2 protein-coding genes and 1 pseudogene are annotated in these 2,124 nt (G+C 33.5%); 2 read left to right on the top strand and 1 reads right to left on the bottom strand.

Translation table 11 applies throughout. The features are described 5' to 3' along the window. Positions 1-125, bottom strand: a 125-nt coding sequence (locus tag YWE_RS31560; protein WP_428829298.1) for a helix-turn-helix transcriptional regulator, incomplete at its 3' end; no start/stop codon positions are given. Between the two features lie 849 nt (positions 126-974). On the opposite strand from YWE_RS31560, the gene YWE_RS0120820 reads away from it, so the two are divergent. Beyond that, positions 975-1,865, top strand: coding sequence for a hypothetical protein (locus YWE_RS0120820; protein WP_029096203.1), 891 nt, complete (start codon positions 975-977; stop codon positions 1,863-1,865). Between the two features lie 170 nt (positions 1,866-2,035). Next, positions 2,036-2,124, top strand: a pseudogene (locus YWE_RS31555) (DUF932 domain-containing protein); the annotation flags it as partial.

The raw sequence follows: 2,124 nt of genomic DNA, 5'->3' as shown, positions 1-2,124 counted from the left end.
TGCTTAGGGAACTGACCTAGCTGTATCAGTTTATAAAACCATTTATCCGTTAGACCAGTCAGTGTGGTAATAAAGACCATGTCGACCAGTTGGTCATTCATTAAATCAATCTGTAAAATATTCATGTGATGCTTCTCCATCTAATGTTGAATTAAGAGGGAGAATTCGTGCGTACAGGCACCTTAGGTGCCGTTAGTTCAAGTCATTTGGTGGTGAGCATCTCTGAGCGATTCAGTCGCTTAGCGTAGGCTGAGGACCTATAATCAGAGTCAATCAGCAATGACTCAATCTGGGACGAACGTATTCTCTACATCACATGGTGAAACTGTGTAAAAAGTTACTTGAGCCTGGTTGACATTGATAAAGAAGAGCCTGCAAACCACTCTCTATAATGAACGATGCATCACTGCTGAGCTCAGTATTCAGTACCATGGGCAGTTAGTGAACGCCGGACACACTAGACATATCACTTCAGTTTATCGGCTGATCTGAGTCAATTGAGTGCCAGCTATCTAGCCCTTTTGGGGCGCTTTGGCGTCATGAAATAGCCGTCAGACACCGAGTTAATGGTCATCGCCCATACAGCCTGTTCAACCCTGACTCTGGGGCTGAGTTTGACTTTTTACGAAATGGTAGATACTCGTTTCTTACCCACTGACTTTTACTATTAATCGATAGTTCAACTAACGATGAACGCTAAAAAAGTTATCAATCGATAGAATGTAAGAAACAACCAACATTCAGATAAGAACCAATAAAGCATGGTTCGCATACCATGAATCCCTTACGCTAACAGTTGGCAGGGGTAAATAGCTATTTGAGTGAGATATAGCTAACATTTCACTTCTTTATGTACTATTATTTACGTTAAAATGTATTGTTTTTTATGTTAAAATATACTGTCTTTTATCATTAAAGCAAAAATCATGCCAATTTTTATTTTGGCAGGAAATAAATAGAAGAATGAGGGTTATATGGCTAAGAGAATGCTAGACGACTTTAGATTCCTTTTCCCAAAGAAAGAAGATTCATATAAAAATATCACTAAAGACAAAGACCTTTTGAAGAATGTAAATAATGAATATTGTTTGTTTTACTTTAATAAAATAACAAAAGAAGATATTAATCTAAATGTGTATTTAAATAGTTTTTATTTAAATACAATAGATAGGAAGCCTATTTTTTCCTCACCAGATGGTGAGTATATATTAAATATTATAAATAAATTAATTAGTAAAAAAATGAAACACTTTAAACAGTTAGTTAATTATCATTCATCTATAATGAGAAAACACAAGAAAGCGGGTTCTTTATCAATATCGATTAGAATATTAGCACCACAAGGTGTAAACGAGCCGATTACACCCTACTTAAAATACTTTATAAAAAAATTCTTCAATAATTCCAGGTCAAGGAAAGCTTTTTCAAAAAATATCGTTGGTTATTATTGGGTGATTTTACTCAATAGTGATCAAATCCCATATCTTCATATTAACTTCTATCTTAAAGAGAATGATTTTAATTCTTTAGTTGGGCGAGATATTAATGAAATGTGCTTTGATATATTAAATAAAAAAACAATTAAAGGTCAATTGATATACCATACATTAACTAAAAACTTAAAAAATGGGGAAAATAAATATGATAATGACAACTACGAAAATATAAAATCCTCTAATTTCAGCACATTGATTAACGACTTCAATGGTTTTTCATTTAACCTAATAAATGATATAAAAAAAGAAAGTAAACCTCGCGATGATTTAAATAGAGGTGGACGATTTATTAATCACTTATATCGACTGGCTAAACAAACATATTTCCTGCCATCAGGTAGAAGTATTGGTTTCGCATCCATAGATTAGTTCTCACTTTTCTCTTATTTAGTTAAAATAGGATAATATATCCCTCCAATATTAAATATTATCTATCCTAATAATTTTCAACCCTATATTACTGAAATGAACTGACTACTAAAGGCTGACAGAAATGTCAGCCTTTTTGTTTCATTGACTTTAATATCAGGAGGTTCCTCATGACACGTCTTGCTTCCCGCTTTGGCAATATAAATAGTATTCGCCGTGATCGAGCATTAACTAACGATGAATTAGCCCGCCACGTTCC

The organism is Budvicia aquatica DSM 5075 = ATCC 35567, assembly GCF_000427805.1.
Lineage (GTDB): Bacteria > Pseudomonadota > Gammaproteobacteria > Enterobacterales > Enterobacteriaceae > Budvicia > Budvicia aquatica.
This window is presented reverse-complemented; position numbering and strand designations above follow the sequence as displayed.

What these genes read in the sequence shown, in the direction of transcription:
- YWE_RS0120820 (WP_029096203.1), top strand. Translation starts at nt 975, where the DNA reads ATGGCTAAGAGAATGCTAGACGACTTTAGATTCCTTTTCCCAAAGAAA.